We start from the raw sequence: 23,645 nt of genomic DNA, 5'->3' as shown, positions 1-23,645 counted from the left end.
GATGACTGCAAACCCGCGCAGGCAGCTGCGGCCGACCGACGTCAAGCGGCTCAACCGCACCTGGCGCCGGAACACCGAGGGCCGTCTCGCCCTGATCGTGGAGTCGGTGACCGGTCCGTTCAACATCGGCTCCATCTTCCGCACGGCCGCCGCCTTCGGGGTGGAGCGGATCTGGCTGGCCGGCAACGCCACTCCCCCGACCAATCCCAAGGCCCAGAAGACCGCGCTGGGCACCGACCGGCTGGTGGCCTGGGAAGGACCGCTCAGCGCGGTGGAGGCCGTACGGGCCGCCAAGGAGGACGGGTTCACCGTCGTCGCGGTGGAGCTGACCGGAGACGCGGCGCCGCTGCACGAGGCGAAACTCGGCGGAGACCTGTGCCTGGTGGTGGGCAGCGAGGACCACGGCTGCTCCCCGGCGCTGCTGGAGGCCGCCGACGGCGTCTGCTATATCCCGCAGGTCGGCCGGGTGGGCTCGTTCAACGTCGCGGTCGCCACCGCGATCGCGCTGGCCGAGGCCCGCCGCCGGGAGTGGTCCGGCAAGGAGCCGCCGGCCGGGGAATGAGCCCGCTCCGGGGCCCGTGACCCAAACGTTCACCCGCGCGCGATGACGGCCGCGCTCATACCGGGCATACTCCTGCACGTGCAGCGCCGTTACCCCTTCCTCGACCATCCCGGCCCGCTCGCCTTCGCCCACCGGGGCGGGGCGGCCGAGGGCCGGGAGAACACCCACGCCGCGTTCGCCCGCGCGGTGGAGCTCGGCTACACCTACCTGGAGACCGACGCGCACGCCACCGCCGACGGGGTGCTGCTGGCCTTCCACGACCACACCCTCGACCGGGTGACCGACCGGCGGGGCCGGATCGCCGAGCTGCCCTACCGGCTGGTGCGCGAGGCCCGGATCGGCGGCGTGGACGAGATCCCGCGCATGGACGACCTGCTGGGCTCCTGGCCGCAGGCGCGCTTCAACATCGACGTCAAGGAGGCCGCGGCCATCGGGCCGCTGGCCGAGGCGGTCAGGCGGACCAACGCCTACGACAGGATCTGCCTCACCTCCTTCTCCGACGAGCGGCTGAGCCGCGCCCGCGCCGCGATGGGCCGCGAGGTGTGCTCCTCGCTCGGGCCGCGCGGGGTCGCGGCCCTGCGGGCGGCGGCCGCCACCTCCGGCTACGGCCGCCTGCTCACCCGCCTGGCCCGCTCCGGAGTTCCGTGCGCGCAGGTGCCGCTGGGCTTCCGCGGCCTGCGGGTCACCACGAGGTCCCTGATCCGCACGGCGCACGCCCTCGGCATGCAGATCCACGTGTGGACCGTCAACGACCCCCAGAAGATGCGTCGCCTGCTCGACCTGGGGGTGGACGGCGTGATGACCGACAACATCTCCGGCCTCCGCGAGGTCCTGGAGGCGCGCGGCCAGTGGCACCCCGGCCGGCTCGCCGCGTGAGCCCCGCCTCCGAGACACGTGAGCGTCCCCCCGAGACACGTGAGCGCCCCCCGAGACGCCGCGTGAGCGTCCCCCGAGGCACGTGAGCCCCACCACCCCCTGAGCCCACGTGAGCCCCACCCCTGAGACCACGTGAGATCCGCGTGAGCAGTACCCCCGTGACATCCCCCAGCGAACCGAGGACCGCCCATGACCGCCGAACGGGTCGTCGAGGACTCCCCCCAGGCCCGCCGCCGCGAACAGCGCGGCTGGTACTTCTACGACTGGGCGAACTCCGCCTTCAACTCCACGGTCCTGACGGTCTTCCTCGGCCCGTATCTGACGACGATCGCCAAGACCGCCGCCCAGGGCCGCCCGTACATCGACGTGCTCGGATTCGACGTACGGCCCAGCGCCTACTTCTCCTTCGTGGTGGGCGCGGCGGCCATCCTGCAGATCATCCTGATGCCCGTCGCCGGGGCCCTGGCCGACCACACCGGCCGCAAGAAGGAGCTCATGGGCCTGTTCGCCTACATCGGCGCCGGGGCCACGATCTGCTTCTGGTTCCTCTCCGGTGAGCGCTACCTGCTGGGCGGGGCGCTGTTCGTGCTCGCCAACCTGGGCTTCGCCGCCGCGTTCGTCATCTACAACTCGTTCCTGCCCGAGATCTCCACCGCGGACGAACGCGACGGGGTCTCCGCCCGGGGCTGGGGCTTCGGCTACCTCGGCGGCGGCATACTGCTGGCCGTCAACCTCGCCCTCTTCCTCGGTCACGACACCCTCGGCGTCTCCGAGGGCGACGCCGTGCGCATCTGCCTGTCCTCGGCCGGCGTGTGGTGGGCCGGGTTCACGGTCATCCCGATGTTGCGGCTGCGCAACCGGCGCGCGCTCGCCGCGGGCGCCGAGAGCGCCGGGCAGGCCGTGGCCGGGACCTTCCGGCAGCTCGGCCGGACGATCGTGGAGCTGCGCCGCTACCCGCTGACGCTGGGCTTCCTGGTCGCCTACCTGATCTACAACGACGGCGTGCAGACCGTCATCTCCTTCTCGGCCACCTACGCCGACAAGGAGCTCGGGCTGAGCCAGACCGTGCGGATCGCGGCGATCCTGATGGTGCAGTTCGTCGCCTTCGGCGGCGCGCTGCTGCTGGGCCGCCTGGCCGCCTCCTACGGGGCCAAGCGTGTCGTGCTGGGCGCGCTGGTCGGCTGGACGGCCGTGGTGGCGGTGGCCTACTTCCTCCCCCGGGGCTCGGCGCTGCCGTTCTTCGCGCTCGGCTTCGCCATCGCGATCGTGATGGGCGGCACCCAGGCCCTGTCGCGCTCGCTGTTCTCGCACGTGATCCCGGCGGGCAAGGAGGCGGAATATTACAGTCTGTATGAGATCAGCGACAAGGGCTCGACGTTCCTCGGCTCCTTCACCCTCGCCCTGGCGCTCCAGCTGACCGACAGTTACCGTCTCGGCATCATCTCACTGGTGATCTTCTTTGTCCTCGGCTTCGTCCTGCTCGCCGCCATCAACCTGCCCAGGGCCATCCGCGAGGCCGGGAACACGGTGCCCGAGCGCATCTGACACCCTCTCCGAAAGGGCTCTGTCGCAGACCGGGTCAAGAACGCGCGATTGGATCACCCCATGTGTGGGAATCCACACACGGTATCAAGCGTTGTACGCCGTGGGAGACGAACCCCTCACGACGGGGCCCTCAGGAGGCATTGAGACATGGGCGAGCGTGCGCTACGCGGTACCCGACTCGGGGCGACCAGCTACGAGAACGACCGCAACACCGATCTGGCCCCGCGCCAGGAGGTGTCCTACACCTGCCCGAAGGGCCATCGATTCGACGTTCCGCTCGCCGCTGAGGCCGAGATCCCGGCGACCTGGGAGTGTCGCATGTGCGGCGCGACCGCCATCCGGGTCGACGGCGAGCTGCCGGAGGCCAAGAAGGCCAAGCCCCCGCGGACACACTGGGACATGCTGCTGGAGCGCCGCACGATCGAGGACCTGGAGGAAGTGCTCAACGAGCGCCTGGCGATTCTACGCGCCCAGCGCCGCAAGAGCGCCTGACCGGCTCGGGAGACCCCCGGCGTCCACAGCGGACGCCGGGGGTCTCCGCCGTCCCGGCCCGCCTCGGCGGGTGGCCCAGCCGGCCGCTCCCGTATTGGATCTGGGAGCGGGCCGGGCAGGCCGTTAGAGTCCGTCCATGACCATGGAGACCATCGGGGACGAGGCGGCGGCCACCGGAGCCGCCGAGAGGGCGGCGGCCCTGCGGGCGCTGCACGTGCCGGGCAGCCCGCTGGTGCTGCCCAACGTCTGGGACGCCGGGTCGGCCCGTGCCGTCGAGGCGGCCGGATTCCCGGTGATCGCCACCGGCAGCGCCGCGGTCGCCGCGTCGCTCGGCTACGACGACGGGCAGGACACGCCGGTCGCGGAGATGCTGGCCGCGGTCGGCCGGATCGTCCGGGCGGTCGGCGCCCCCGTCACCGCCGACCTGGAGCGCGGCTACGGCCTGGAGCCCGCGGAGCTGGTGGAGCGGCTGGCCGCCACCGGTGCGGTCGGCTGCAACCTCGAGGACTCCGATCCCCGCACGGGCCGGATGATCGACGCCGGGGAGCAGGCCGACTTCCTGTCCGCCGTCCGCGCCGCGGCCGCCGGCGCGGGCGTCGACCTGGTGATCAACGCCCGGGTCGACACCTACCTGCACGGCACCGGGTCCCCCGCCGACCGGCTCGCCGAATCGGTCCGGCGCGGGCACGACTACCTCCGGGCCGGCGCCGACTGCGTCTACCCGATCATCGTCTCCGAGGCCGAGGTGATCCGGGCGCTGACCGAGGGGATCGGCGGCCCGGTCAACATCCTGTTCCGCGCCGGCACGCCCTCGCTGGAGGAGCTGGCCGCGCTCGGGGTGGCCCGCGTGAGCTTCGGGCCCGGCCTGCACCGGGCCGTGCAGGCGTACACGGCCCAGATGGCCGCGGCGATCCGGGCCGGGCAGAGCCCGTATCCGCCGCAGGACCCCGTCCGCTGAGCTCCCCCGGCCTTGGCGGCGGAGCGCGGGGTCACCCCGGTCAGCGCGCCCCGGGACGGCCCGCCGGGTACGGGCCGTACGGCCGTGCGGGGATCACCCGGGGTACGGGCCGCCGTGCGGGGATCATCCCGGAGGGGTACGTACCACGTGTGAGGGTCATCCGGGGGTAACCGACATGCGCACAGTCATCGCGGGTGGACACGGGAAGATCGCGCTGCGCCTGCAGCTCACCGGTGGGGACACCCCCGTCCCCCAGGCCGTCCGGGCCCTGGACCCCCAGCGTCCCGAGCCGTGGATCGTCGGACGTCGAGCCCGACCCGTACGCACGGACCTCTCACGCCGCCGCTTCCTGTCCCCCGGTCCGCGGCGCGTGCGGCGCCGGGTGCGTCAGCGGCGTGATGCCCGGCGGGCTCGGAGCCCGGGACCCGATGCGCCACAGAAGTTTCAAAACCCCTGGTCAGCGGGGGTATCGTCCATATATGCGCATTAGGTCATGTCGATCGACAGGGCAGAGACAGGGGTCTGACCGGCCTGCCGCGGGCGGGGGATCCAGGGTGCGACAGCAGGGCGGCATGATCATCTCACGGGCCGCGGGCCGGGGAACGGGGCGCTGACCGTGGCGGCACGGTCCCTTCCCCCCGACGGCAGGCCCGGCGGAGACGGCCGCGACGCGCTGGCCGTGGACCTCCTCGGCGTACTGGAGGAGGTCGGTGCCCACACCGGCGGGATCTACCGCCTGTCGCCCGGCGGCCAGGTGCTGGAGCTGGCGGTGATAGAAGGGCTGCCGCGGGAGTTCGTCCGGCCGTGGGAACGGATCAGCCTGACCGCCCCGATCCCGGTGGCCGACGCCCTGCGGGAGAGGCGGCTGGTGTGGGTGGAGGGCGAGGAGGAGATGGTCCGCTGCTACCCGGACCTGGCGCTCGCCCTGCCCTACCAGTTCCGCATGGCCGCACTGCCGCTGGCCACCGACACAGCCGCCTGCGGGGGGATGTTCGTGCTCTGGCCCTGCTCCCACCCCTCGCGGCTGTCCTCCGGCGAACGCGACCGTCTCACCGCCGCCGCCACCGGCCTGGCGCGGGGGCTCGAGAAGGCCGCCCGGACCGGCCCGCCGCTCCGGGCGGGTCTGGAGCCGTACGTGCCCGGCCCGCCCGGCGGGGGCCGGGCCGAGGCGCTGGAGACGATGGTGGCGCGCCTGCCTGAGGGGATATGCGCCATGGACGACCACGGCCGCCTCACCTACATCAGCCCGCGGGGAGCCGCGCTGATCGGCGAGTCTCCCCGGCGGCTGGTCGGCGCCCGGCCCTGGAGGGTGCTGCCCTGGCTGAACGACCCGGTGTACGAGGACCGCTACCGCGCGGCGATGGTCAGCCGGCAGCCGACCTCCTTCGTGGCGCTGCGCCCTCCGGACCTGTGGCTGTCCTTCGATCTGTACCCGCTCGGCTCGGGCATCACCGTGCGCATCACCCCGGCTCCGGTGGGACCGGGGGACGTCCCGGCGCCCGCGCCGTCGGTCGACCCGGCGATCCCCACCCGGGTCGGGGCGATCTATCACGTCCTTCACCTGGCGAGCGCGCTGACCCAGGCCGCGGGCGTCCAGGACGTGGTGGACCTGGTCGCCGACCAGATGATGCCCGCCTTCGGCGGGCAGGCCCTGGCCCTGCTGACGGCCGAGGACGGCCGGCTGGGCGTCGTCGGCCATCGGGGCTATCCCCCCGAGATCACCGCGCAGTACGACCGCCTCCCGCTGAGCTCGCCCACCCCGAGCGCGCGGACGATGGTCACCGGAGTGCCCAGCTTCTTCGAATCCCCGGAGGAGATGGACCAGATCTACCCCATGGCCGTCGCTCCGGACGACGGGATGGCCGCCTGGGCGTTCCTGCCGCTGATCGCCTCCGACCGGCCCGTCGGCACCTGCGTGCTCGCCTTCTCCCAGCCCCACCGCTTCACCGTCGAAGAGCGCGCCGTACTGACCTCGCTCGGCGGCCTGATCGCCCAGGCGCTGGAACGCGCGCGTCTCTACGACGCCAAGCTGGAGCTCGCCCACGGCCTGCAGGAGAGCCTGCTGCCCCACGCACTGCCCCGCCTGCCGGGCCTGACCGCGGCCGCCCGTTATCTCCCCGGCACCGAAGGCATGGACATCGGAGGAGACTTCTACGACGTCATCCGGCTCACCGACGACACCGTCGCCGCCGTCGTCGGTGACGTCCAAGGGCACAACGTCACCGCCGCGGCCCTCATGGGCCAGCTACGCACCGCGGTGCGCGCCTACGCCACGACCGGCGCCGGCCCCGGCGAGGTCCTGGCCCGCACCAACCACCTGCTGGCCGACCTGGACCCCGGCCTGTTCGCCACCTGCGTCTACGTCCAGCTCGACCTGCGCCGCCGCGTGGCGCACCTGGCCCGCGCCGGCCATCCCCAGCCCCTCCTGCGCCACCCCGACGGCGGCGTGCGGGTGCTGGACATACCCGGCGGCCTGCTGCTGGGCGTCGATCCCGGAGCCGAGTACCCGTGCACGGAGGTCCCCCTGGAGGCCGGCTCCATCCTGGCCCTCTACACCGACGGCCTGATCGAGACCCCCGGGACCGACCTCGACGACTCCCTGGCCGATCTCGGCGCCGAGCTGGCGCGCACCGGCGAGCAGAATCTCGAGGACCTGGCCGACGCCCTGATCCGGCACGCCCGCCCGACCGGCTACCGCAGCGACGACATCGCCCTGCTCCTGCTGTGCCCCACCGCCGACCCGGCCCCCGCCCCGGAGAGCGCCCCGGCCCTCGACCCCGCCCCGGAGAGCGGGCCGCCCGCCGCCCGTCCGATAACCCGCCGTCCGTCCAATAAGATGCCGTGATGCGCGACCTTGGTGAAGACCCGCGGCCGGCCCGTGGCGCGGTGCGGGAGATCCACGACGTGGACCGGGCGGCGACCCTCGCCTACTCCCCCGACCTGGACGGGCTCGCCGACCCCGGTGAGATCGTCTGGGCCTGGGTCCCCTACGAGGAGGATCCGGAGCGGGGCAAGGACCGGCCGCTGCTGGTCGTCGGCCGTCACGGGCGGAGACTGCTGGCGATGATGCTGTCCAGCCGCGGTGGCGACTCCCGCGACTGGCTGGAGATCGGCCCCGGTCTCTGGGACCGGGACAACCGGGTCTCCTACCTGCGCCTGGACCGGATCTTCGAGCTCGACGAGGGTGACATCCGGCGCGAGGGATCGGTTCTGGACCGCGACCGGTTCGCCCGGGTCGCCGCCGTCCTGCGGAGTGCCCATGGCTGGGCCGCCGACGGCTGAACCCGGCGGTCACCGGATGTCATCGGAGATCATCTGGAAGGCGGCGCAGGCCCCGGCCGCGGCGGACTCGACCGCGGCCTGGGACTCGATGATGAGGCCTCCGGCGGCGTAGAGGCCGGGCACGCTGGTGTGGAAGGAGCCGTCGACCTCCACGTAGCCGTCCCGGCCCACCGCCAGGCCACGATGCTCGGCGAGATGGGAGACCAGCGGCACGGGCCGCCGGCCGAGCTGCCACAGCAGGGTCTGCCGCTCGACGAGCGTGCCGTCGGCCAGTTCGACCGCGCGCAGATCCCCGTCCGAGTGGTACAGCCTGCGGATCCTCCCCTCGACGACCTCCGCGTCCGGGCCGCCCTCCGGCATGGCGCCGTCGGCCAGGACGATCACGTCCTCGCTCCAGGCGGAGACCGCGGCGGCGGCCGTCGCGGCGGACTCGGGGTCGCGGGTCACCACGCCCCAGGTGCGGTCCCGGTTCTCCCAGCCCAGACAGAACGGGCAGTGGATGACCGTCTTGCCCCAGCATTCGGCGAACCCCTCGATCTCAGGAGGGAGGTCGACCATTCCCGCGGCGAGCAGCACGCGCCGGGCCCAGACCGGCCCGCCGTCCTCGGTGGTGACGGTGAACCCGCCCTCGGGGGCGGGGGCCACATCAGTGCCGGTGGCCTCGTGCAGCTCGGCCATGCCGTATCTGCCCAGGTCGTCCCAGGCGCGGTGGCGGTATTCGGCAGGGCTGACCCCGTCGAGGCCCACGATGCCGTGCACCTGCCTGGCCGGGGCGTTGCGGGGCGGCCGCGCGGAGTCCAGGACCACCACCCGGCGCCGGGAGCGGCTGAGCGTCATGGCCGCCGTCAGCCCGGCGGGCCCGCCGCCGATGATCGCCACGTCGAAATGTTGCACGGCGACCTCCTTCCACTCCTGTCCGGCCGCCCGCGGGACCGCCGGTCACGAGGCTGATCCATGGTCATCCGGAAAACCGCGTTTCACGGATGACACGGCGTGTCAGGAGGATGCCCGCTGACGGGCGCGCCAGTCGTCGCCGGCCGGGGGCCGGCAGGGGCCGGCGTCACTCCGCCGGGAGCCTGGGCAGGACCGGGACCAGGCGGAACACTCCCGTCATCAGCTCCGGAGGCCCGTCCTCCCCGGTGATGTGGCCGGCCACCGCCCGCATCACGTCGGTGGCGGTGACCATCCCCACCAGCCTGTTCGACTCTCCCAGGATCGGAATGGCGTCGACACCGGCGCTGACCATGATCGCCGCGGCGTAGGCCAGGGACGCGTCGAGAGTGGTGTGCGGGCAGCGGTGGCCGGCCAGCAACGCGTGGACGGGCAGGTGCGACTGCTCGGCCGGCCCACCGGACCAGCGGGCGGTGAGGTCCTCCCGGGTGAGGACGCCACGCAGGCAGCCACGCCTGTCGACGACCGGCAGGTGGTGGACCCCCGCGCGGCGCATGATCTCCCATGCCAGCAGCGGGGACTCCTCGGGGTCGACGGCGACCAGCGTCCGGCTCATCACCTGCGCCACCGTGAGCTCGCGCACGTCCATCACGCCTCGCCTCGGGCGGGCAGGAGCGCGACGCGCCCCCCGGCGGCCCGTCCGGCCGCGGCCCGCGCGGAGGGTGAGCCGCCGGCGCCCACCCCTACGTGCGCTGTCATGTCGTCCTCCTCGATTGTCACCCTTCCATCCGACCGCCCCCGACGCCTTCCCGCAGCGGCCGAAGGACCCGGCCGTCAGGGACTTCCGGCCCCTGTCCCCTGTCCCCGGGACAGAGGCCGGGGCCCGTCGCCGGAGCCGAGCCCCGCGCCGGCCGTCAGGATCGCCCCGGCGGTCACGGCGCCGGCACCGCGTCACACCGGCGGGGGCCGCGGTTGTAGGGCAGCTTGGCCAGCAGCATGCCCATGGCACAGGCGTCGGTCAGCGCGGCGAAGGTAAGTCCGCCGCCGACCGCGGCGGCCACCCATTTGACCCGCGGGACGAGCGCGCTGGCCACGATCGAGCCGAGCACGACGGAGCCGGCGACCAGGCGGACCTGACGCTCCAGGTCCCAGCGGGGCCGGCCGGTCCTGACCGGGGCGCCGGCGGCCTGCCAGGCGTTCATCCCGCCGTCCAGGACCGGCCAGGCACCCGCTCCGGCCTCGGCCGGCAGCCGCTGGGCCTGGGTGGCGCGCCGCCCGGAGCGGCAGATGAGCACGGCCTGCTCGCCGGGGCGGGCGCGCAGCTCGTCGCGGCGCTCGCGCAGTTCGTCCAGCGGCACGTTGAGCGCGCCAGGGATGTGGACGGCCTCGAACTCGCCGGGGGTGCGCACGTCGATCAGCCGTGGTCCGGCCCCGGCCTCCAGCAGATGGCGCAGGGCGGCGGTGTCGAGCTTCGCGGGCAGGGTGGGGGCGGTCATGCGATGTCCTCCTCGGGGGCGGTGATGGTCAGGCCGGCGTCGGCGGCCCGGGCGTAGGCGTCGTCGATGTGCACCACGCGACGGCCGGCGCGGGCCAGCAGCCCGGCGGCGGCCGCGGCGCGGTATCCGGAGCCGCAGTGCACCCACACCGTCCCGGGCGGCACCTGCTCCAGACGGTCCGGCAGTCCGGGCAGCGGGATGTGCACCGCGCCGTCGATGTGGCCGGCGCGCCATTCCCCGCCCATCCGCACGTCCAGCACGACGTCGGGGGCGGGCAGGTCACGCGGGGGCCGGCCGGCGCGCGCGGCGGCCAGGTCGGCGAAGGTGGCCACCGCCAGCTCGCCCAGGCGGGCGTGGTCGTGGCCGGCCCACTGCTCGGGAGTGCCGACCGCGGCGGCGGCCGGGCGATCGATGCCGATGCGGGCCAGTTCGCGCTGGGCGGCGGCGACCTGCTCGGCCGACTCGCCCAGCAGCGTGATCGGCGCCTCCCAGGGGGCCATCCAGCCCAGCCAGGTCGCCATCGGCCCGTCCAGGCCGAAGCTCAGCGTGCCGGCCAGGTGCCGGTGGCTGAACGCCTTGCGTGAGCGCAGGTCGACCACCCACTGCCCGGCCTCGATACGGGCGCGCAACTGCTCGGCGTCGGCCGGCCGCGCAGGGGTCAGGTCGATCAGGCCGGGACCGGCGCTGTTGCGGGCGTAGTAGGCGGGGTAGGCGTCCAGGCCGGCCAGCGTCCGGGTGACGAAGTCGCCGGCCTCCAGGCGCAGCGCGGGGTTGGCGCTCCTCTCCCGCCCGATGGTGGAGGACGGCGCGTCGGACTGGGTGGCCGAGCAGAAGCTGCCGAACCCGTGGGTGGGCCAGATCCGCGCGCCGTCGGGCAGCAGGTCGGCCAGGTGCCGCACCGAGGCGTGCTGGGCATGGGCCAGGGCGCGGGCGTGCCGGACGCCCAGCAGGTCGGTGCGGCCCGTGGTGCCGAACAGCAGCGACCCTCCGGTGAAGACCCCCACCGGCCCGTCGTCGCCGTCCAGCACGTACGACAGGTGGTGGAAGGTGTGTCCCGGAGTGGCCACCACCCGCAGACGCATCGCCGGTGACACGGTGACCTCCTGACCGTCGCCGACGGCGAGGCGGTCGAAGGCGACCTCGTCGGCCGCCGCCACCAGGTAGGCCGCTCCGGTCACCCGGGCCAGGGCCAGTCCGCCGGAGACGTAGTCGTTGTGCAGATGCGTCTCGGCCACGTGTGTGACGCGCACCCCCAGCCGTCCGGCCAGGTCCAGGACGCGGTCGATGTCACGCTGCGGGTCGATGACCACCGCCACCTGCCCGTCATGGGCCAGATAGCTGCGGTCTCCCAAGGAAGAGGTCTCGATCGTCGCGATCCGCACCATACGCTCCTATGCCCTACCCCGTAGGGTATCGGTCGGGCAAATGGAAACGGGGGTCCCGCGGAGACGCGGCCGGGCGTGTGACCACGTCCGAGCAGTCCCGGCCCTCCTCGATCATGCGGATGATTCCGCCGATCCGGCCCCGGGCCCGCTTGAGGCGGGCGAGCACGTCGGCGAGCAGGCCGGCGCCCACATCCATCGTCTCCTCAATCTTCGCAATTACCCCCGGGGGTATAAATGCCACAATAGTCGACACTGTTCCCTGTTCAGCCCCTCCTCCACCAGGCAGGAGCACCGGCGCCGTGCCCCGGCGGTAACCCCGGATCCAGGACTGGCGGCAGGGCTGAGGGACGACCGGCCGGAATGAGGGGACCTTCGGCTCTGCCCCGCCGCGGGGGCGCCGGGTCAGCGTTGGGGATATGAGACCTGATACGGCCGGAGCGCACGTGCTCTCCCGCGAGGAGTGCATCGACCTGCTGGCTTCGGCGCCGATCGGGCGGATCGTCTTCACCGACCGCGCCCTCCCCGCCGTGCAGCCGGTCGGCTTCTGCCTCGACGGCGAGGACATCGTCATCCGCGCCGTCGAGGGGTCCGCGGTCGCCGCCACCCGTGATGCCGTGGTGGCCTTCGAGGCCGACGACTTCGACTCGCGGACATGCACCGGCTGGTCGGTCACCGCCGTGGGATACGCACGGGCGGTGTCCGACCCCGTGGAGATCGCCCGGCTGTCGGCGCTGCCGCTGACGACCTGGGTGCCCGGTGGAGGGACCCTCTTCATCAAGATACCGGCGGAGCTGGTCGTCGGCCGATGCATCCGGCACTAGGCGGCGACCGGACGTCGCGGTCCGCCGCGCCCGGCGTCAGCCGAGCGGCACGCTCCACACCAGCCGGGTGCCGCCCTGCGGCGGCGCGTCGACCGTGAGGTGGCCGCCCAGGCGTTCGGCCCGTTCCTGGAGGTTGCGCAGCCCGCTGCGCCGGCCGTCCGCGGGCACCCCGACGCCGTCGTCGGCCACGACCAGGACGAGCCGCTCGTCGCTCACCTCGGCCGACACCTCCACCTTGGACGCTCTGGCGTGGCGCACGACGTTGGACAGCGCCTCGCGCAGCACGGCCGGCAGTTGCTCGGCGATCTCCGCGGGCACCCCGCCGTCGAGGCGGCCGTCCATGGTCAATCCCGGCATGAAGCCCAGGTGGCCGCGTGCGCCCTCCACCAGCTCCACGATCCGCGCGCGCAGGCCCGCCGCGCCGCTCTCCCGAGGGGACTGCAGGGCAAAGATGGTCGAGCGGATCTGCCGGATGGTGCCGTCCAGCTCGTCGATGGCGTTCTGCAGCCGCCCCGAGGCCTCGGGCCGCTCGACCAGCCGCACCGTGCTCATCAGCGTCATGGCGACGGCGAACAGCCGCTGGATCACCACGTCGTGCAGGTCCTTGGCGATCCGGTCGCGGTCCTCCAGCAGCCCCAGCCGCTCGGCGTCCATCCGTCTCTCGGCCAGCTCCAGGGCGATCGCGGCCTGTCCGGCGAAGGAGTACAGCATGCGCAGCTCGGCCTGGCTGAACGGGATGCGGCCCACACGCTTGCCCAGCGACAGCACGCCGTGCACGGTATGCGCCTCGCCGATCGGCACGGCGGCCACCGGGCCGAGCGAGCCGTACTCGGCGATCGCGACCGGGACCTCGGCCTCGGCGGGGTCGGTGACCATGAGCGGCTCGCCGCTGGCGAAGGCCCGGCCCGCCAGGGAGTCGGCCACCGGCACCCGGGCATGGGCCACCTGCTCGCAGGCCGGCCCGTCAGTGATGACCACCTGGAGGTCGTTCCCGGACTCGTCGGGCAGCAGGACCGCCACGACGTCGGCGTCGGCCATCTGCCGCGCCCGGCGTGCTATCAGCGTGAGCACCTCCCGCGGCTCGGCCCCCGACAGCAGGCTGGTGGTGACCTCCGCCGAGGCCTGCAGCCACCGCTCACGCCGCAGGCTGTCGGCATACAGCCGGGCGTTCTCGATGGCCACCCCGGCGGCGGTGGCCAGCGCGGTGACGATCGCCTCGTCCTCGGCGTCGAACTCCCCTCCCCCACGCTTCTCGGTGAGGTAGAGGTTGCCGAACACCTCCTCGCGCACCCGGATCGGCACACCCAGGAACGAGCCCATCGGCGGGTGGCCGGGCGGGAATCCGTACGATTCGGGGTGGTCGCTGATGTGGGCCAGCCGGAGCGGCCGCGGCTCCTTGATCAGCAGGCCGAGCAGGCCGAGGCCGTGCGGCCAGTGCTCGATCCTGGCGATCTCCTCCTCAGTCAGCCCCACCGGGACGAACTGAACGAGCGTGTTCTCCTCACCGATCGCGCCCAGGGCGCCGTAGGTGGCGTCGACCAGCGTGGTGGCGGTCTCCACGATCCGGCGCAGCACCGTCTCCAGGTCCAGGTCACTGCCCACCGACACGACCGCGTTCAGCAGCGCGTGCACCCGGTCCCGGGTGGCCAGCACGGCCTCCAGCCGCACCTGCAGCTCCGAAAGGAGCTCATCCAGCCGCATGTGCGGAATCAACGCGCCGGGCTCGATATCCGCCATACGTATGAGTTTGGCATTCCGGACGGGTGAATGCCCACTTCGGCGGGGTGAGGAGGGTCACGCGTCTTTTCAGCCGCGACACCTCGGCGTAACACTGGGACATGTCTTGTGCCTCCCCCGCCCCCCGGCCACCGGTGCTGCGCGGCCGTGACGCCGAACAGGACGCCCTGCGGCGGCTGATCGACGGCGCCCGCGGCCGGTCGGGGGGCGCGATGGTCCTGCTGGGCGCGCCCGGAATGGGCAAGAGCGCGATGCTCGACTTCGCGGCGGACCAGGCCGGCGGGTTCGTCGTGCTCAGGGCCCGCGGCGTCGAGCCGGAGGCGGGCCTGCCGTACGCCGGGCTGCACGGCCTGCTCCGTCCGCTGATGGGGCGGCTGCCCGCGCTGCCGCCGGCGCAGGCGCGGGTGCTGGCCCGGGCGCTGGAACTGGGGGCCGCCGACGGCGGTCTGGCGCTGCCCGCCGCGGTCCTCAACCTCCTGGCGGCCGTGGGGCGGCCGGTGCTGGCCTGCGTCGACGACGTGCACCACTTCGACGCGCCCAGCCGCGAGGCGCTCTTCTTCGTGGCCAGGCGCCTGGCCGGGGAGCCGATCGCGCTGCTGTTCGGGGCGGACGGCGGCGGCCCGGAGCCGGAGGGCGTCCCGGGGCTCCGGCTGCGGGCGCTCGGCGCGGACACGTGCGGGCAGCTGGCCGACGATCTGGCGCCGGACGGGCTCGGCGAGGAGCTGCGGGCGGCGCTGGTCGAGGTCGCCCACGGCAATCCGCTCGCCGTCGGCGAGCTCGTCGGATCGCTCAGCGCCGCGCAGCTGGCCGGCGACGCCGCCCCGCCGGGCACCCTGCCGCCGGACGGGCGGCTGTGGCGCGCGCACGCCGACCGGCTGGCCCGGCTGCCCGAGGACGCCGGGCGCGTGCTCCTGCTGATCGCGGCGGACCCGGAGCTGGACATGGTCGCGCTGGTCCGGGCCGCCGGGCCGGAGTGCGCCCTCACCGCGCTGGCGGTGGCCGAGAGGGCGGGCGTCGCCGTCCGCGTCCGCGGGGACCGCTACGACTTCCGTGAACCGGCCATGCGATCGGTGGCCTACTTCGAGGCCGCTCCCGCCCGCAGGCGCGCGGCCCACCGCCTGCTCGCGGAGATCCTCGACGGCGATCACCAGCGGCTGCGCCGGGCGTGGCACCGGGCCGCGGCGCTGGACGGCCCGGCCGAGGAGCTGGCCGACGAGCTGGCCTCGGCCGCCGCCGGCTCCCGCGGCGGCTACCCGGAGCCCTCCGCCGCCCTGGAGCGGGCCGCCGAGCTCACCGCCCGCAGCGACCTCAGGGCCGCCCGCCTGGCCGCCGCCGCCAACCGGGCATGGCACGCCGGGCTCCCGCGGCGCGCCAGATCGCTCCTCGCCCGGCTGCGCTGTCTGACGGTCTCCGAGGAGGTGCGGGGCCAGGCCGAGCTGATCCGGGGCAGCCTGGAGCTGCGCAGCGGGAAGACGGGCAGCGCCCACGACGGGCTCCTGGCGGCGGCCGGCCGGCTGCTCGACCGGGACCGCGGACAGGCGGTCCGCGCGCTCCTGCGCGCGGGTGAGGCCAGCTACCTGGCCGGGGACAACTCCCGGTTCCTGGCCATAGCGCGGCAGGCCGCCGCGCTGCGCCGGCCGGACGACCCGGCGGCCACCCAGCTGATGTTCGAGTATCTGGCGGGCACCGCGGCGACCTTCCGCGGCCGGCACGGAGAGGCGGCCGACCCGCTGCGCCGGGTCCTGGAGCTGGCCCCGTCGGTCGGCGATCCGTCGGTGCTGGTCTGGGCGGGCGTCGCCAGCCTGCTGCTCGGCGACGACGTCCAGGCCCTCAGGCTGTCCGCCCGGGCCGTGGAGAGCGCGCGCGTCCGGGGAGCCGTCTCCACGGTGCCCCAGGTGCTGGAATTCATGATCCAGGCCGAGATCTGGGTGGGCCGCTACGCCTCGGTCACCGCCAGCGCGGCCGAGGGCCTGCGGCTGGCCCAGGGGTCCGGCCAGCTCAACAGCGCGGGCCAGCACCTGGCGTGGCTCGCCCTCACCGCGGCCGTCGAGGGCGACGAGGAGACGTGCCGGATCAGGGCGGCCGGGGCCCTCGAACTGGCGGGCGCCCACGGTCTGGGCGTCGCCGGGGCGCTGGGCAACTGGGCGCTGGCCCATCTGGACCTCGCCGCGGGGCGCCACGCGGGCGCGGCGGAACGGCTGCGCGCCACGGCCCGGGCGGACGGGACGAACGGCCACCTCGTGGTGCGGGTCATGGCGACCCCCCATTTCGTCGAGGCCGCCGTGCGGACGGGCGAGCGCGAGCAGGCCCGGGCGGCGTTGCGGGTGCTCGACCGCTGGGTGGGCAGCACCCGCAGCCCCGACCGGCTGGCGCTGGCCAGGCGCTGCCACGCGCTCCTGGCCGCTCCGGGCGAGGCCGAGGAGCACTTCCGCGACGCGCTCGACCTCCATCACCGGGGTCTGTGCGAGTTCGAGACGGCACGCACCCAGCTGCTGTTCGGCAGCGCGCTGCGCCGCAACCGGCGTCCCGGCGCCGCCAGGGAGCACCTGCACAGCGCACTGGAGACGTTCGAGCGCTCCGGCGCGCGGCTCTGGGCCGAGCAGGCGCGGGCGGAGCTGCGCGGCGCGGGGGAGGCCGTCCGGCCGCTCGGCCCCAAGGCGGCCGAGAAGCTGACGGCCCAGCAGTTCCAGATCGCGCGGATCGTCGCCGCCGACGCCACCAACCGGGAGGTGGCGGCCCAGCTCCATCTGAGCCCGCGCACCGTCGAGCATCACCTCAGGAACATCTTCGCCAAACTCGACATCCGCTCCCGGGTCGAGCTGGTCCGGCTGCTCTCCTGATCCTGAGAGGCCCCGGATCTCCTGAGAGGTGCCGGGGGACGTCACCGATCCGGGCCGGCCGGAGACAGGTGATTTCACCGATGCGTGAATGACTATGTGATCTGACAATTGCGACTGTCGGCAGTCAGCGCAGTCCACGCGGGAGCCCGGCCGCGCGATTCCCCCATCGACCCGTACCGCTCCGTGCCGGCCGCTCGCCCGCGTGGACGGCCGCCGGCCTGATCCCTCTCCTCCGAACAGGGAGTACAGCGACGTGCAGTCAGACAACTTCACCCCCCTCCCCCCGCGTCCCCACGTGTCCGGCCGTGGCGGGACCGCGCCCGCGCCGGCCCGCCGGGCGGGGACGGTCGCCAAGCTGACCTTCGCGCTGGCCCTGGCCGGCGGCGCCCTCGCCCCGGCCGCTCACGCCGCGCCGCCCGGCGCCCCCGTCCACGCCACCCCCGTCCACGCCACCCCCGCCGCGCGTCTGGCGGCGAACCCGTACGAGCGCGGCCCCGATCCCACCGTCTCCAGCATCGAAGCCGTCCGCGGCCCGTTCGCCATCGCGCAGACCGACGTCTCGCCCCTGCGCGTGACCGGTTTCGGCGGAGGGACGATCTACTACCCGACCACGACCAGTGCGGGGACGTTCGGGGCCGTCGCCATCGCCCCGGGCTACACCGCCGACAGATCCAGCATGGCCTGGCTGGCGCCCCGGATCGCCTCCCAGGGCTTCGTCGTCTTCAACATCGACACCCTCACCCGGAGCGACCAGCCCGCCAGCCGGGGGCGCCAGCTGCTGGCGGCGCTCGACTACCTGGTCGAGGAGAGCTCGGCCTCCAGCCGGATCGACGCCGGCAGGCTCGGTGTCATGGGCCACTCCATGGGCGGCGGCGGCTCGCTGGAGGCAGCCGACGACCGGCCGCAGCTGCAGGCGGCGATCCCGCTCACCGGGTGGAACCTCGTGAAGAACTGGTCCGGGGTGCGGGTCCCGACCCTCGTCGTCGGCGCCGAGAACGACACGATCGCCCCGGTGGCCTCGCATTCGAAGCCGTTCTACAACAGCCTGCCGTCCTCGCTGGACAAGGCCTACCTGGAGCTCGCGGGCGCGAGCCACTTCGCGCCCAACGTCTCCAACACCACCATCGCCAAATACAGCATCTCCTGGCTGAAGCGGTTCATCGACGACGACACCCGCTACGAGCAGTTCCTGTGCCCGGCGCCCCGGGGCGACAGGAACATCTCGGACTACCAGGACACCTGTCCCCACTCGTAGGCACCGGGCCCCCGGGCCGCCGCCCGGCCGGATCTCCGGCGGCGGCCCGGGACCGGCGGCGGCCGCCTCGCGCGGCCGCCGCCGGTAGCGGCGGGCGGGCGCCGGGCCCGGGGTTCACGGCAGCAGCCGGTAGAAGCGCCAGAACCCGAAGTCGCTGATCGGCAGGACCTCCACGTCCCCGAAGCCCGCCTCGACCGCGTAGCGCCGCAGGGTGTCGGGGCGCATCACCGTGCCGGTGCCGGCCGAGGGCTGGTGGGACATGCCGTCGGGCAGGCAGATGAGCAGGCTGAAGCCGTACAGCAGCCGCTCGGTGTCGTCGGCGGGCGCGGTGAAGGAGGGGGCGGTGGCCTCGTCCATGACGACGACCGTCCCCCCGAGGCGCAGGGCCCGCCGTATCTCGGTGAGCGTCTCCACCGGCCGGGGCATGTCGTGGATGCACTCGAAGGCGAAGACCGCGTCGTAGCCGTCTCCGGCGGGCGCGAGCGCACTCGCGTCGCCGTGGCGGAAGGCGACGCCGACCCCGGCCTCGCCGGCGTTGCGTACGGCCAGCTCGACCGAGGGGCCGTCGATGTCGATCCCCTCGACGACCGCCTGCGGGTAGGCCCGGGCCAGCGCGATGCTGGACCAGCCGCCGCCGCAGCCGACGTCGGCGATGCGGGCGCCGGGCCGGCGCAGCAGCGCGTCGAGGTCGGGCACCCCGGCGAGGGCGCCGGGGAGCGCGTGCTCGAACCAGGGCCGGTTCATGTCGGCCTGGGACTCCCGCATGTCCGGCCCGAAGGCGGCCCAGCCGACGCCGCCGCCGGCGCGGTAGGCCTCCAGCAGGGCGGGCGTCTGCGCGGCGGCCCCGGCGATCATCCGGGCCAGCGGCGCGAGGTAGGCGAGGCTGGACTCGTCGGTCAGCACCTCCGCCGGGCCCGCCGGCAGCGAGAAGCGGCCGTCTTCGCCGACCGCCAGGATGCCGCAGGCGGCCTGCTGCTCCAGCCATTCCCGGGCGTATCGCTCGTGACCGCCGGCGCGGGCGGCCAGCTCTGCGGCGGTGGCCGGACCGTGCCCGGCCAGTGCCCGGTACCAGCCCAGCCGGTCCCCCAGATGCACCGAGAGCACCTCGATGGCGCCCAGCGCGGACCGCAGCAGGCGGTCGGCGAACTCCTCCGTCGTCTGCGTCGTCATGATGTCTCCTTCCGTCGCCGTCCGGCACCGGCGACGTGGAGATCGGCTGCCGATCCGCTGCCACGCCACCTGGTCACGACCACTCCTGCCCGGCCTCCCGGCCCGATCGGACAACAGCGATGGAGGTAATAAGGTTTACGGCCTATGTTCAGGAACGTAAAGCGTTGTGACCTTAAATCCGTTGTGTGGGTTCTTGCCCTGAGTATTTCAGCTTCGTTGCTGGTCGGGAGCAGTGCCTTGCTGAGTGGTCACTTCGCGCCGGCCCCCGGTGGGACCGCGGCGGACCCCAACCGGTCCGCACCGCCGGCGGCCCCCCTGCCCGAGGTCTCGGTGACGCCCACCCCGCCGCCGGAGCCGTCGGCGTCGCCGGCGCCTGAGCAGACGTTCCTGCTGGCCAACGGGCGGCGGCAGCCGCCGAGGATGACGGTGCCGGGGTCGGCCGGCGGCCGCTACGCCGTCGTCCCCGGCGGCGCCCGCCCTCCCGCGGGCCGCACGGGCAAGGTGGTCCGGTACATGGTCGAGGTCGAGCGCGGCCTGCCGTTCGACGCGCGCGAGTTCGCCGACGAGGTGCACCGGATCCTCAACGACCGGCGGAGCTGGGGGTTCCGGTTCCAGCGGGTGGAGCGCGGCCCGGTGAAGATCCGGGTGTCGCTGTCCAGCCCCGCGATGACGGACCGGCGGTGCCGGCCGATGATCACCTTGGGCATGCTGTCTTGCTGGAACGGCGGGCGGGCGGTCATCAACGCGATGCGGTGGAACTCGGGCGTGCGCGGTTACGGCCGCGACGTCGCCTCCTACCGCGAATATGTCATCAACCACGAGGTCGGCCACGGTCTCGGCCACGGCCACGAGCCCTGCCCGGGGCCGGGCAGGCGGGCCCCGGTCATGCTCCAGCAGACCAAGTCGCTGTACGGCTGCCGCCCCAACGCCTGGCCGTCGCCCCGGCGCTGAGGGGCTCAGCCCGTGACGGCGAACCGCCTGGCACAGTGGGCCCGCAGCTCGCCGATCAGCTCCCGGACGGCGACCGAGTTCGCCATCTCGGAGGTGGTGACGTAGCCCACGCGCCGGATCGGCGGGGCCGCGTCGAGCTCCGCCACCGCGACCTTGGGCGGCGCGTCGACGACGGTGAGGCGCGGGACGATCGCGCTGCCGAGGCCGTAGCCGACCATCGACAGCACGACCCCGTCGTCCTCGACCTGGATGTCGCCCGGCGGGATCCACTCCTGCCGGTCCAGCCACCGCCTGGTCTCCGCCGAGCAGTTCTCGTGCCAGTCGATCATCGGCAGGCTGCGCGGGTCCGGGTGTCCCGCCGGATAGGCGAGCACGTACGGCTCGGCGAACAGGTCCCTGCCGATGACCCCGTCCACCCGGGAGGGAAGGGTGGCGATGCCGAGGTCGGCCCGGCCCTCCAGCACCTCCCCCGCGATGCCCCTGCCGATCTCCTGCACGATCCGGACGTCCACCGTGACTTTCGGATAGCGCCGGGCGAACCGGGCGAGCACCGTGGGCAGCAGATGGAAGGCGGCGCTGCGGAAAGCGGCGACCTTGATGTTGCCGGTCGCCTCTCCCCCCGAGGTCGCGCGCGCCTCGGCCCTCATGACGTCCATGAGGCGCAGGATCCGCCGGGCGTGCCCGGCCGCCGCCACCCCCGCAGCCGTGGGCTGGGCCCCGTTGCGCCCGCGCCGGAACAGCACCGTGCCGACCTTGCGCTCGGCGGTGCGGACGGCGTGGGAGACCGCCGACTGGGTGAGGCCCAGTCCCGTCGCGGCGGCGGAGAAGGTCCGCTCCCGCTCCACGGCGACCAGGATGCGCAGCTCGCTCGCCGTCAGATCCTCGTTCGTCACATGACAGACGTTATATGAACGTCGTTCATGGAAGTTCCTCTTCCATCGACGCCGCCCCCTGATCGCCCGCCTCCCGCCTTCCTAGGCTGGCGGGCACAGCGGATCGACCAACAGGGGGACTCCCGTGCGCGCCATCCAGATCACCCGTACCGGCGGACCCGAGGTCCTGACCGAGGTGGAGCTGCCCGATCCGGTGCCGGGGCCGGGCGAGCTCCTCGTCGAGGTCGAGGCGGCGGGGGTGAACTTCGCCGACATCGAGCGGGTCGCCGGCACCTACCTCTCCCCGGACCTGCCGTTCGTCCCCGGCGCCGAGGTCGCCGGACGCACCGCCGACGGCCGCCGCGTCATGGGCCTGGCGCAGCGCGGCTACGCCTCCAAGGCGGTCCTCGACGGCGAGGACGTCGTGGAGCTGCCCGAGGGGATCGACTCGGGCGCGGCGCTCACCCTGCTGGTCCAGGGCCTGACCGCCTGGCACCTGATCCGCTCGGCGGCGCGCGTGCTGCCCGGGGAGAGCGTCGTGGTCAACTCGGCGGCCGGCGGCGTGGGGCACCTGGCGGTCCAGCTCGCCAGGCAGGCCGGGGCGGGCCGGGTGATCGCCACGGCCTCCAGCGAGGCCAAGCGCGCCCTGGCACTGAGCCTGGGCGCGGACGCGGCCGTGGACGGCGAGGCGGAGGGCTACGCCGAGCGGGTGATCGAGGCCAATCTGGGCCACCGCGCCGACGTCGTCCTGGACGCGGTCGGCGGCCCGGTGTTCGACGCCGCGCTCGGCGCGGTGGCCGACTTCGGCCGCCTGGTCAGCTACGGCACGGCCTCCGGGCAGACGCCGTCCCCGATCGACATGGACCGGCTCCTGGAGCTCAACTTCTCCGTGGTCGGCTTCTGGGTGCGCCCCGCCCTCCGGCTGCCCGGCGGCTACCAGGAGCCGCTGCGGGAGCTGCTCGGCCTCGCCGCCTCCGGCCGGCTGCGACCGCTCGTGGGCGGGGAGTACGCGCTGTCGCAGACCCGGCGCGCCCACGAGGACATGCTCGCCCGCCGCACGACCGGCAAGATCGTCCTGCGCCCGTAGCGCGCGGGGCCGCCCGGACGGTCCCCGGCGGACACCCCATGATCACTGGCGGGGGCAGGGCGCCGACGCCCCCGGTCCGCCACCTGGAGGCCAGGACTTCCCACGAAGGTATACCGCGTTTGCAATTAAATGCGTAAGCAATTATTGTCAGCGCCTGTACTCATCGCACGCTTCTTGGGAGATTCTCGTGCCTCTCGCTCTGCTGGCTCTGGCGATCAGCGCCTTCGGCATCGGCACCACCGAATTCGTGATCATGGGGCTGCTCCCCGAGGTCGCCGGTGACTTCGGCGTCTCGATCCCGACGGCCGGCTACCTGATCTCCGGCTACGCGCTGGGCGTGACCGTCGGCGCTCCGCTGCTGACCGTCCTCGGCGCGCGCCTGCGGCGCAAGCACCTGCTCCTGATCCTCATGGCGATCTTCATCGTGGGGAACCTGCTCTGCGCCGTCGCCCCGACCTACGGCCTGCTCATGCTCGGCAGGGTCGTGGTCTCCTTCTCGCACGGGGCCTTCTTCGGCATCGGCTCCATCGTCGCCGCGGGCCTCGTCGCCCCGGAGCGCAGGGCCGGGGCGATCGCCCTGATGTTCACCGGGCTGACCCTCGCCAACGTCCTCGGCGTCCCCATGGGGACCGCGCTGGGGCAGGCGTTCGGCTGGCGCTCCACCTTCTGGGCCGTCACCGCTCTCGGCGTCGTCGCCTTCGCCGGCGTCCTCGCCCTCGTCCCCGCCCAGCCCCGTCCCACCGGCGGCCTGCGCCAGGAGTTCGACGCCTTCCGCAACGGCCAGGTATGGCTGGCCCTGGCCGTCACCGCCCTCGGCTTCGGCGCCCTGTTCGCCTCCTTCTCCTACATCGCCCCGATGATGACCGACGTCGCCGGCTTCTCCGAGGGCGCCGTCAGCTGGCTGCTGGTGCTCTTCGGCGTGGGCGCGGTCGTCGGCAACATCATCGGCGGCCGGGCCGCCGACCGCAGCCTGATGCCGAGCCTGTACGTGATCACAGCCGGCCTGGTCGCGGTCCTGGCCGCCTTCGCCTTCACCGCGCACTCCCAGGTCGCGGCGGCGATCACGATCTTCGTGGTGAGCACCGTCGGCTTCGCCACCGTCCCCTCGCTCCAGAAGCGGGTCCTGGACAAGGCGGGAGAGGCTCCCGCGCTCGCCTCGGCGGCCAACATCGGCGCCTTCAACCTGGGCAACGCCGCCGGCGCCTGGCTGGGGGGCCTGACCATCCAGGCCGGCCTCGGCTACACCTCGCCCAACTGGGTGGGCGCCCTGATGGCCGCCGGAGCGCTGCTTCTCGCACTGATCTCCGGGGCCCTCGACCGCGCCCGCCGCGGCGCCGGCGTCACCCGGCCGGACGCCGCCGCCCTGGCCCGCTGACCGGGAACGGCCACCCCTCCGCACCGCTGGACCGTCCGGGCTACCGTACG

The 23,645-nt window shown here is 73.8% G+C and carries 21 protein-coding genes; 13 read left to right on the top strand and 8 right to left on the bottom strand.

Translation table 11 applies throughout. The features are described from left to right. The first annotated feature begins 1 nt into the window (after position 1). From ACZ6R6_RS34980 to ACZ6R6_RS34950, 7 genes are all read left to right on the top strand, one after another. Positions 2 to 562 carry an RNA methyltransferase gene (locus ACZ6R6_RS34980; RefSeq protein ID WP_451927394.1) on the top strand — a complete coding sequence of 187 codons (561 nt, stop codon included), beginning with the start codon at positions 2 to 4 and terminating at the stop codon, positions 560 to 562. A 78-nt stretch (positions 563 to 640) separates the two neighbouring features. Continuing rightward, positions 641 to 1,438, top strand: a complete 798-nt coding sequence (locus ACZ6R6_RS34975; RefSeq protein ID WP_470100679.1) for a glycerophosphodiester phosphodiesterase — start codon at positions 641 to 643, stop codon at positions 1,436 to 1,438. A 189-nt stretch (positions 1,439 to 1,627) separates the two neighbouring features. Then, positions 1,628 to 2,983, top strand: coding sequence for an MFS transporter (locus tag ACZ6R6_RS34970; protein WP_470100678.1), 1,356 nt, complete (start codon positions 1,628 to 1,630; stop codon positions 2,981 to 2,983). 147 nt (positions 2,984 to 3,130) lie between these two features. Further along, on the top strand, positions 3,131 to 3,475 hold the full coding sequence (locus ACZ6R6_RS34965; protein WP_012892001.1) for an RNA polymerase-binding protein RbpA: 345 nt from the start codon (positions 3,131 to 3,133) through the stop codon (positions 3,473 to 3,475). A gap of 136 nt (positions 3,476 to 3,611) precedes the next feature. Next, entirely contained in the window at positions 3,612 to 4,433 is an 822-nt protein-coding gene (locus tag ACZ6R6_RS34960) for an isocitrate lyase/PEP mutase family protein (RefSeq protein WP_470100676.1), read from the top strand. Between the two features lie 616 nt (positions 4,434 to 5,049). Beyond that, a complete protein-coding gene (locus ACZ6R6_RS34955; RefSeq protein WP_470100674.1) occupies positions 5,050 to 7,278 on the top strand; it encodes a SpoIIE family protein phosphatase in 2,229 nt (742 codons plus the stop codon). Next, positions 7,278 to 7,715, top strand: coding sequence for a type II toxin-antitoxin system PemK/MazF family toxin (locus tag ACZ6R6_RS34950; RefSeq protein ID WP_470100672.1), 438 nt, complete (start codon positions 7,278 to 7,280; stop codon positions 7,713 to 7,715). The genes ACZ6R6_RS34955 and ACZ6R6_RS34950 overlap by 1 nt, the downstream gene beginning before the upstream one ends. A 9-nt stretch (positions 7,716 to 7,724) precedes the next feature. Here ACZ6R6_RS34950 and ACZ6R6_RS34945 read toward each other — a convergent pair whose 3' ends face one another. The 5 genes from ACZ6R6_RS34945 to ACZ6R6_RS34925 all read right to left on the bottom strand — a co-directional run bounded on the left by ACZ6R6_RS34945 (position 7,725) and on the right by ACZ6R6_RS34925 (position 11,683). Next, positions 7,725 to 8,609 carry an NAD(P)/FAD-dependent oxidoreductase gene (locus ACZ6R6_RS34945; protein WP_470100670.1) on the bottom strand — a complete coding sequence of 295 codons (885 nt, stop codon included), beginning with the start codon at positions 8,607 to 8,609 and terminating at the stop codon, positions 7,725 to 7,727. A 166-nt stretch (positions 8,610 to 8,775) separates the two neighbouring features. Continuing rightward, positions 8,776 to 9,255, bottom strand: a complete 480-nt coding sequence (locus ACZ6R6_RS34940; protein ID WP_470100668.1) for a CBS domain-containing protein — start codon at positions 9,253 to 9,255, stop codon at positions 8,776 to 8,778. A 283-nt stretch (positions 9,256 to 9,538) separates the two neighbouring features. After that, positions 9,539 to 10,102 (bottom strand): rhodanese-like domain-containing protein, encoded by a 564-nt coding sequence (locus tag ACZ6R6_RS34935; RefSeq protein WP_470100666.1) that lies wholly within the window; start codon positions 10,100 to 10,102, stop codon positions 9,539 to 9,541. Continuing rightward, positions 10,099 to 11,487: an MBL fold metallo-hydrolase gene (locus tag ACZ6R6_RS34930; RefSeq protein WP_470100664.1), complete on the bottom strand. Its 1,389-nt coding sequence runs from the start codon at positions 11,485 to 11,487 to the stop codon at positions 10,099 to 10,101. Before ACZ6R6_RS34930 ends, ACZ6R6_RS34935 begins: the two co-directional genes overlap by 4 nt. Positions 11,488 to 11,500: 13 nt before the next feature. Continuing rightward, on the bottom strand, positions 11,501 to 11,683 hold the full coding sequence (locus ACZ6R6_RS34925; RefSeq protein WP_470100662.1) for a metal-sensitive transcriptional regulator: 183 nt from the start codon (positions 11,681 to 11,683) through the stop codon (positions 11,501 to 11,503). A gap of 220 nt (positions 11,684 to 11,903) precedes the next feature. Between ACZ6R6_RS34925 and ACZ6R6_RS34920 the strand changes: the two genes are divergently transcribed. Then, positions 11,904 to 12,308 carry a pyridoxamine 5'-phosphate oxidase family protein gene (locus ACZ6R6_RS34920; protein WP_470100660.1) on the top strand — a complete coding sequence of 135 codons (405 nt, stop codon included), beginning with the start codon at positions 11,904 to 11,906 and terminating at the stop codon, positions 12,306 to 12,308. Positions 12,309 to 12,344: 36 nt separating this feature from the next. Here ACZ6R6_RS34920 and ACZ6R6_RS34915 read toward each other — a convergent pair whose 3' ends face one another. Beyond that, a complete protein-coding gene (locus ACZ6R6_RS34915) occupies positions 12,345 to 14,045 on the bottom strand; it encodes a sensor histidine kinase (protein ID WP_470100658.1) in 1,701 nt (566 codons plus the stop codon). 101 nt (positions 14,046 to 14,146) lie between these two features. On the opposite strand from ACZ6R6_RS34915, the gene ACZ6R6_RS34910 reads away from it, so the two are divergent. Together ACZ6R6_RS34910 and bdeA are read left to right on the top strand one after the other, a co-directional pair. Further along, positions 14,147 to 16,885, top strand: a complete 2,739-nt coding sequence (locus tag ACZ6R6_RS34910; protein WP_470100656.1) for a helix-turn-helix transcriptional regulator — start codon at positions 14,147 to 14,149, stop codon at positions 16,883 to 16,885. A gap of 253 nt (positions 16,886 to 17,138) precedes the next feature. Continuing rightward, the gene (gene bdeA, locus ACZ6R6_RS34905) at positions 17,139 to 18,140 is read left to right on the top strand and encodes a bis(hydroxyethyl) terephthalate hydrolase (RefSeq protein WP_470100654.1); all 1,002 of its coding nucleotides are present in this window, start codon (positions 17,139 to 17,141) and stop codon (positions 18,138 to 18,140) included. Positions 18,141 to 18,254: 114 nt separating this feature from the next. Here bdeA and ACZ6R6_RS34900 read toward each other — a convergent pair whose 3' ends face one another. Continuing rightward, entirely contained in the window at positions 18,255 to 19,310 is a 1,056-nt protein-coding gene (locus tag ACZ6R6_RS34900) for a class I SAM-dependent methyltransferase (RefSeq protein WP_470100652.1), read from the bottom strand. 237 nt (positions 19,311 to 19,547) lie between these two features. Between ACZ6R6_RS34900 and ACZ6R6_RS34895 the strand changes: the two genes are divergently transcribed. Beyond that, complete coding sequence (locus ACZ6R6_RS34895) at positions 19,548 to 20,261, top strand: DUF3152 domain-containing protein (RefSeq protein ID WP_470100650.1); 714 nt, start codon at positions 19,548 to 19,550, stop codon at positions 20,259 to 20,261. A 5-nt stretch (positions 20,262 to 20,266) separates the two neighbouring features. On the opposite strand, the gene ACZ6R6_RS34890 is transcribed toward ACZ6R6_RS34895, so the two are convergent. Further along, positions 20,267 to 21,154 carry a LysR family transcriptional regulator gene (locus ACZ6R6_RS34890; RefSeq protein ID WP_470100648.1) on the bottom strand — a complete coding sequence of 296 codons (888 nt, stop codon included), beginning with the start codon at positions 21,152 to 21,154 and terminating at the stop codon, positions 20,267 to 20,269. Positions 21,155 to 21,278: 124 nt separating this feature from the next. Between ACZ6R6_RS34890 and ACZ6R6_RS34885 the strand changes: the two genes are divergently transcribed. Then, entirely contained in the window at positions 21,279 to 22,220 is a 942-nt protein-coding gene (locus ACZ6R6_RS34885) for a quinone oxidoreductase family protein (protein WP_470100646.1), read from the top strand. A 187-nt stretch (positions 22,221 to 22,407) separates the two neighbouring features. Further along, positions 22,408 to 23,595, top strand: coding sequence for an MFS transporter (locus ACZ6R6_RS34880; RefSeq protein WP_470100644.1), 1,188 nt, complete (start codon positions 22,408 to 22,410; stop codon positions 23,593 to 23,595). Positions 23,596 to 23,645: the final 50 nt, after the last annotated feature.

This window comes from Streptosporangium sp. NPDC048886 (assembly GCF_055586905.1).
The sequence above is the reverse complement of the archived record's forward strand: the minus strand, read 5'-3'. Positions and strand labels throughout refer to the sequence as shown.